At 69.7% G+C, this 6,694-nt stretch carries 7 protein-coding genes and 1 pseudogene; 3 read left to right on the top strand and 5 right to left on the bottom strand.

What is annotated here, in order from left to right; all coding sequences use genetic code 11:
• Window positions 1-227: pseudogene (locus H5J30_RS13250) on the bottom strand (hypothetical protein); the annotation flags it as partial.
• Window positions 228-231: 4 nt separating this feature from the next.
• Window positions 232-1,104 (bottom strand): mycothiol conjugate amidase Mca, encoded by an 873-nt coding sequence (gene mca, locus H5J30_RS13255; protein ID WP_181787633.1) that lies wholly within the window; start codon window positions 1,102-1,104, stop codon window positions 232-234.
• 112 nt (window positions 1,105-1,216) lie between these two features.
• Here mca and H5J30_RS13260 point away from each other — a divergent pair, with 112 nt between their 5' ends.
• Window positions 1,217-1,627, top strand: coding sequence for a DUF4307 domain-containing protein (locus H5J30_RS13260; RefSeq protein ID WP_181787634.1), 411 nt, complete (start codon window positions 1,217-1,219; stop codon window positions 1,625-1,627).
• A gap of 146 nt (window positions 1,628-1,773) precedes the next feature.
• Complete coding sequence (gene greA / locus H5J30_RS13265; protein WP_181787635.1) at window positions 1,774-2,271, top strand: transcription elongation factor GreA; 498 nt, start codon at window positions 1,774-1,776, stop codon at window positions 2,269-2,271.
• Between the two features lie 90 nt (window positions 2,272-2,361).
• Here greA and H5J30_RS13270 read toward each other — a convergent pair whose 3' ends face one another.
• From H5J30_RS13270 to ilvA, 3 genes are all read right to left on the bottom strand, one after another.
• On the bottom strand, window positions 2,362-3,168 hold the full coding sequence (locus tag H5J30_RS13270; protein WP_181787639.1) for an ABC transporter permease: 807 nt from the start codon (window positions 3,166-3,168) through the stop codon (window positions 2,362-2,364).
• 47 nt (window positions 3,169-3,215) lie between these two features.
• On the bottom strand, window positions 3,216-4,241 hold the full coding sequence (locus H5J30_RS13275) for an ATP-binding cassette domain-containing protein (RefSeq protein WP_181787636.1): 1,026 nt from the start codon (window positions 4,239-4,241) through the stop codon (window positions 3,216-3,218).
• 335 nt (window positions 4,242-4,576) lie between these two features.
• Window positions 4,577-5,800 (bottom strand): threonine ammonia-lyase, encoded by a 1,224-nt coding sequence (gene ilvA / locus H5J30_RS13280; protein ID WP_181787637.1) that lies wholly within the window; start codon window positions 5,798-5,800, stop codon window positions 4,577-4,579.
• Between the two features lie 206 nt (window positions 5,801-6,006).
• Between ilvA and H5J30_RS13285 the strand changes: the two genes are divergently transcribed.
• Complete coding sequence (locus tag H5J30_RS13285) at window positions 6,007-6,573, top strand: MarR family winged helix-turn-helix transcriptional regulator (protein ID WP_181787638.1); 567 nt, start codon at window positions 6,007-6,009, stop codon at window positions 6,571-6,573.
• Window positions 6,574-6,694 lie beyond the last annotated feature (121 nt).

A 6,694-nucleotide genomic window follows, 5' to 3' on the forward strand; every position in this document is an offset into this window, starting at 1 on the left:
TCGCCCTGCGGCCCCTTGCCGTCGGGACCGGCAGGGCCGGCGTCGCCGCCGTCCGTCTTCTCCTTGAATTCGACCTGCTCTAGGTGCCGGTTCATGCTCTTGAGCAGGAACCACACCGCGACGCCGAGCAGGGCGAAGACGATGAAGCCGAGGACGCCCGGCGTGACCTTGTTCTTGTCGAGCTCCTCCGCGAGCGGGACGAGGTCGGCAGCCAATGTGGTGTTCACACGGTCAATTGTCGCGGATGCCGGCGAAGAGGTCGTCCTCGGGGAGGGAAGTGTCCACGAGCGACTTCGCCAGCTCGTACTCCTCGGTGGGCCAGACCTCCTGCTGGACCTCCATCGGGATCTTGAAGAACGGCCCGTCGGGGTCGATCTGCGTCGCGTGCGCGATCAGCGCCTTGTCGCGGATCGCGAAGAAGTCGCCGCACGGGACGTACGTCGTGATCGTGCGCTCCTTGCGCTCGAACTCCTTCCACCGCTCCAGCCACTCCCCGTACGGCGACTCCAGGCCGCGCGAGAGCATCGCCTCGTGCAGCGCGACCGTACGCGGCCGGTTGAAGCCCTGGTTGTAGTAGACCTTCAGCGGCTGCCAGGGCTCGCCCGCGTCGGGGTAGCGCGCGGGGTCGCCGGCGGCCTCGAAGGCGGCCATGGTGATCTTGTGGGTCATGATGTGGTCGGGGTGGGGATAGCCGCCGTTCTCGTCGTAGGTCGTGATGACCTGCGGCTTGAACTCGCGGATCAGCCGGACGAGCGCCTCGGCCGCCTCGTCGACCTCCTTCAGGGCGAAGCAGCCGTCGGGCAGCGGCGGCAGCGGGTCCCCCTCGGGCAGCCCGGAGTCGACGAACCCCAGCCACGCCTGCTTCACGCCGAGGATCTCCCGCGCCTCGGCCATCTCCTTGCGCCGTACTTCGTGCATGTTCTTCTCGATGAAGGCATCGCCCTGAAGCTTCGGGTTCAGGATCGACCCCCGCTCGCCTCCGGTGCAGGTGGCGACCAGGACCTCTACGCCCTCCGAGACGTACTTGGCCATGGTGGCCGCACCCTTGCTCGACTCGTCGTCGGGGTGCGCGTGGACGGCCATCAGCCGCAGGTCATCGCTCACAGATTCAATCCTCGGTAACAGGTCGTCTAGGCCGGCTTCTATAGTGACTGAGCGGACTGACAATTCATTCCGCCGTCAGCCGCAGCCAGCCGCTCTGCCGGGAGGGACCATCATGGCCGGTGCGCCCCAAACGCTGCCCGAGGGCCGTTACGGCCGCTCGGCCGACACCCGTGCCGACCGGCGGCTGAAGGTCGTCGGCGCCGTGCTCGGCGCCGCCCTGCTCGGCTTCGTGGCCTGGGGCGCTGTCGACGCGACGGCCGGTTCGAAGGCGTCCGGGGAGCTGATCCGCTTCCAGGTGATGTCCGACACCGAGGTGCAGGTGCACATCGAGGTCCGCAAGAAGAGCGACGTCGACGCCGTCTGCACGCTGCGTTCGCTGGCAGCGGACAAGTCCGAGGCGGGCGTCCGCGACGTCCGCATCGACGAGCCGAAGACCCGCGTCGACACCGTGGTGTCGATCCGGACCACCGAGCGCGGCGCGAACGCCGAGCTGGTCGGTTGCAAGGCGGCCGACGAGCGTTAACAGTCGCCGTCCCGCTGCCGGAATTGTTACGATCGTGGTTTCGCCCCACCCATGAAGGCGCAATTCTTCTGGGTAGGGCGATTGCTGCATCACAGACGCATGAGAACTTCCCCCAGCACCAGAACCACCACCGACAAGGAGCACCTGTGACCCAGACCAGCGACAACGTCACCTGGCTGACCCAGGAGGCGTATGACCAGCTCAAGGCCGAGCTGGAGCACCTGTCGGGTTCCGCGCGCAGCGAGATCGCCAAGAAGATCGAGGCGGCTCGCGAAGAGGGTGACCTCCGGGAGAACGGCGGCTACCACGCGGCCAAGGAGGAGCAGGGCAAGCAGGAGCTGCGCGTACGCCAGCTCCAGCAGCTGCTTGAGAACGCGAAGGTCGGCGAGGCGCCGCCGGACGACGGCATCGTCGAGCCCGGGATGGTCGTCACGATCGCCTTCGACGGCGACGAGAGCGACACCCTCACCTTCCTGATGGCCTCCCGGGAGTACGCGAGCGGGGACGTCGAGACGTACTCGCCGCAGTCGCCGCTGGGCATGGGGGTCAATGGCAAGAAGATCGGCGAGGAGGCCAGCTACGAGCTGCCGAACGGCAAGAAGGCCATGGTGACCATCCTCAACGCCAAGCCCTACGCAGCCTGACCGCGCGTCGGACGCAGCAGCCCATCGAAGAAGCCCCCGGCGGGAACCGAGGTTCCCGCACCGGGGGCTTCGTCGTACGCGGCCGGGGCGCTACCCGGCGGAGTTGCGGTACTTCCGCACCGCCAGCGTGCGGAAGAGCGCGATGATGACGACGGAGTAGATCAGCGAGGCCAGCACCGGGTGCTGCATCGGCCAGGCGTCGGACTGGACGACGCCCGGGTTGCCGAACAGCTCGCGGCACGCCTGCACGGTCGCGCTGAAGGGGTTCCAGTCGGCGATGTGCCGCAGCCAGGACGTCATGTTGCTTGAGTCCACGAAGGCGTTCGAGACGAACGTCACCGGGAAGAGCCAGACCAGCCCGCCGGAGGTGGCGGCCTCGGGCGTACGCACCGAGAGCCCGATGAGCGCGCCGACCCAGGTGAAGGCGTACCCGAGCAGGAGCAGCAGGCCGAACGCCGCCAGCGCCTTCGGCAGGCCCTCGTGGAACCGCCAGCTGACCAGCGCGGCGACGACGGCCAGCACGATCAGCGTCAGCGCGGTCTGCACCAGGTCCGCGAGGGTGCGGCCGGTGAGGACCGCGCCGCGGGCCATCGGCAGCGACCGGAAGCGGTCGATGAGCCCCTTGTGCATGTCCTCGGCTATTCCGGCACCGGCGCCCGCGGTGGCGAAGGTGACGGTCTGGGCGAAGATGCCGGCCATCAGGAACTCGCGGTAGACCTCCGAGTTCGTGCTGCCGCCGACGTTCATGGAGCCGCCGAACACGTACGAGAACAGCACCACGAACATGATCGGCTGGATCAGGCCGAAGATGACCACTTCGGGGATCCGGGACATGCGGAGCAGGTTGCGCTTGGCGACGACCAGCGAGTCGCGGGCGGACTGGCCGACACCTCCCAGGGCGGGCGGCCCGGCGGGGGTGGGGCGCGCCGGCGCGGTCGATGCGGTCACTTTGCGGTCTCCTTCGCGGCGTCTTCTGCGGCCTTTCCGTCGCCGTCCTTGCTCGCCTTCGCCTTCGCGTTCCCGTTCTCGGTCTCGGCGGCGTGGCCGGTGAGCGAGATGAACACGTCGTCCAGCGTGGGGCGGCGCAGCCCGATGTCGTCGATGGCGATGCCGCGCTCGTCCAGGTCCCGGATGACGTCGGCGAGCAGCCGGGCGCCCCCGCTGACGGGGACGGTGAGCTTGCGGGTGTGGTCGGCGACCGTGACCTCGCCCTGGCCGAGGGCGCCGAGGACCTCGCTGGCGGCGAAGATATCGTCGCGCTGGTGCACGACGACCTCGACGCGCTCGCCGCCGGTCTGGGCCTTGAGCTGGTCGGAGGTGCCGCGCGCGATGACGCGGCCGTGGTCGATGACGCAGATGTCGTGCGCCAGGTGGTCGGCCTCTTCCAGGTACTGCGTGGTGAGCAGCAGCGTCGTGCCGCCCTTGACGAGTTCCTGGATGACGTCCCAGAGCTGCTGCCGGTTGCGCGGGTCGAGGCCGGTGGTCGGCTCGTCCATGAACATCACGGGCGGCTCGACGACGAGCGCGGCGGCCAGGTCGAGCCGCCGGCGCATGCCGCCGGAGTACGTCTTGGCGGTGCGGTCCGCGGCGTCGGCGAGGTTGAACCGCTCCAGCAGCACGCCCGCGCGGGCCTTGGCGTCCCGCGCGCTCAGCTGGTAGAGCTGGCCGACCATCTGGAGGTTCTCCCGGCCGGTCAGGTACTCGTCGACCGCGGCGAACTGGCCGGACAGGCCGATGGATCTGCGCACCTCGTTCGGATGCTTGAGGACGTCGATCCCCGCGACCTCGGCGCGCCCGGAGTCGGGCCGCAGCAGCGTGGTCAGCACTCGTACGGCGGTGGTCTTGCCGGCCCCGTTGGGACCGAGCAGGCCGAGAACGGAGCCTTCGGGGACGTCGAGATCGACGCCGTCCAGTGCCCGCACATCGCCGAAGTGCTTGACCAGCCCTTCGGCGTGGATGGCGCCTGGCATAGAGATCTCCCCAGGTTGGATGGAAGTCGGTGGTGGATGGACGGTCTGGCGGCACTTCTCAACAAATGTCAGACATGGGCGGACGATCGAGCAACAGCAGGAGAATAGGACACGCGATATATCGCGTCAAGTCGCGAGTGACAGGGTCGCGTGCGGTCGGCGAAGGGCGGGCTGAGGGGGTGTGGGCGCCTGGTTGCGTACGCACCGGAGCCGCGGCGCCGCGGCGCGCACCCGGTGCGTTGTGCGCGGGGGCGCTCCGTGACGCGTGGTGCCTGTGAGGCATGGTGCCTGTGAGGCGTGGTGGGCGCCGTCCGGCGCCTCGCGCTCGTCGTGTGTCAGGAAGTGACCGTGTACCCGGCTTTCCGGAGCGCCGCGAGCACCCGTTCACAGTGCTCCCGCCCCTTCGTCTCTAGCTGTAGTTCGACTTCTGCCTCCGTGAGCCCGAGGTGCGGGTCGGTCCGCACGTGACTCACGTCGAGGACGTTAGCGTCCGCCTCTGACAACACCCCCAGCAGCGTCGCGAGCACCCCGGGCCGGTCCGTCACACGCAGCCGCAGCGAGAGGTACCTCCCCGCCGCTGCCATGCCGTGCCGCAGAATGCGCTGGACGAGCAGCGGATCGACGTTCCCGCCGGAGAGCACCGCCACCACCGGACCGCCCCCGAACGACTCCGGGTCGGACAGCAGCGCGGCGACCGGAGCCGCTCCGGCCGGCTCGGCGACCAGCTTCGCCCGCTCCAGGCACAGCAGTACCGCGGCGGACAACTCGTCCTCGGAGACCGTACGCACTTCGTCCACGTACTCGCCAATGATTTTGAACGGGACGTCGCCAGGCTTGCCGACCTGGATGCCGTCCGCCATGGTCCCGAACGACTCCAGCGCCACCGGCCGCCCCGCCGCGAGCGACGGCGGGTACGCCGCCGCGTCCTCCGCCTGCACGCCGACGATCCGCACGTCGGGCCGTACCGCCTTCACCGCCACCGCGATCCCGGCCGCCAGGCCGCCGCCGCCGATCCCCACCACGATCGTCGACACCTCGGGGCACTGCTCCAGCACCTCCAGGCCGACGGTGCCCTGGCCCGCCACCACGTCGGGGTGGTCGAAGGGGTGGATGAGGACGGCGCCGGTCGCCTCGGCGAACGACTCCGCCGCCTCCAGCGTCTCGTCGACGACCTGCCCGTGCAGCCGTACGTCCGCGCCGTAGTCCAGCGTCGCGGCCACCTTCGGCAGCGGGGCGCCGACCGGCATGAAGACCGTCGAGCGCACACCCAGCAGCGACGCGGCCAGGGCCACGCCCTGGGCGTGGTTGCCGGCGCTGGCGGCGACCACGCCGCGGGCGCGCTGCCCCTCGCCGAGCCCGGCGATGCGCACGTACGCGCCGCGGAGCTTGAACGAACCGGTGCGCTGGAGGTTCTCGCACTTCAGGTGGACCGGCGCACCGACCAGCCGGGAGAGGAACCTGCTGCCCTCCAGCGCGGTGACCCGCGAGATGCCGGCGAGGACGTTCTGTGCGTCGCGTACGTCGTCCAGACTGACGGCCCCGGCCGCGGCTGCGCTCATGGCGCCAGTCTCGCACGCTGAGACGGCGGCGGGTTTTCCACAGGGGGGTTTTCCACAGGCGGTACGGCGAACGGCGGGGCCGCGTAATCTGTGGCCCAGTTCGAACGAGAATGTCCATCACCTGCCCTACGGACCGCCCGCAGCCGTGTCCGTACCGGCAGCCAGATCCGCAGCCGGTGAACGTCCTCACGAAGTGAGTACCGTCCATGCCCTCCCCTCTGTCCCCCACCGACACCCCCGCAGTCCCCGACCTGCTGAACGACCTCCAGCACCAGTTGGCCGTCTTCGCCCGCCGCGCCGAGCAGACGCGCCTCGCCGGCCTCGGGCAGGTGCGCAATTCGATGGACCGCGCCGCCTACCTGCTGCTCAACCGCCTTGAGCAGCACGGCCCCACGGGCGTCAAGGCCCTCGCCGCCGGTATGGGCATCGACTCCTCCACCGTGACCAGGCAGGTCGCACCGCTCGTCGACAGCGGCCTGGTCAAGCGCGCCACGCACCCCGAGGACGGCCGCGCCGTCGTGCTTGAGCTGACGCCGCTCGGCACGTCGCGGCTGCACGAGGTCCAGGATTCGCGGCGCGAGCTGGTCGCCCGGCTGACCTCCGACTGGACACAGGGGGAGCGGGCCACGTTCTGCACCCTGCTCACGCGGTTCAACACCACCGTCTCGCAGGCCAACGCCGACCAGCAGGAGGGGCGGCAGCCCGGCCGGCAGGACGGCGAGGAGACCGCGGAGCGGGACGGCCTGGCCGGCCCGCGGGACGGGGGCGACTAGGGCCTGTGTGATGTCGTGATCAATCCTTGCGGTTCCGTTCCGCCCGGGGGGCGCATCCGGTAGGAAGTCGTTCGTGACGCGCAGGCAACTCACCGATGAGCAATGGAAGTTGATCGAGCCA

The sequence above is a fragment of the Streptomyces phytophilus genome (genome assembly GCF_013870535.1).
Lineage (GTDB): Bacteria > Actinomycetota > Actinomycetes > Streptomycetales > Streptomycetaceae > Streptomyces > Streptomyces phytophilus.

Bases quoted from the DNA above. Each gene is read 5' to 3' on its own strand.
- H5J30_RS13260 (WP_181787634.1), top strand. From the start codon at position 1,217: ATGGCCGGTGCGCCCCAAACGCTGCCCGAGGGCCGTTACGGCCGCTCG.
- H5J30_RS13275 (WP_181787636.1), bottom strand. From the start codon at position 4,241: ATGCCAGGCGCCATCCACGCCGAAGGGCTGGTCAAGCACTTCGGCGAT.
- ilvA (WP_181787637.1), bottom strand. From the start codon at position 5,800: ATGAGCGCAGCCGCGGCCGGGGCCGTCAGTCTGGACGACGTACGCGAC.
- H5J30_RS13285 (WP_181787638.1), top strand. From the start codon at position 6,007: ATGCCCTCCCCTCTGTCCCCCACCGACACCCCCGCAGTCCCCGACCTG.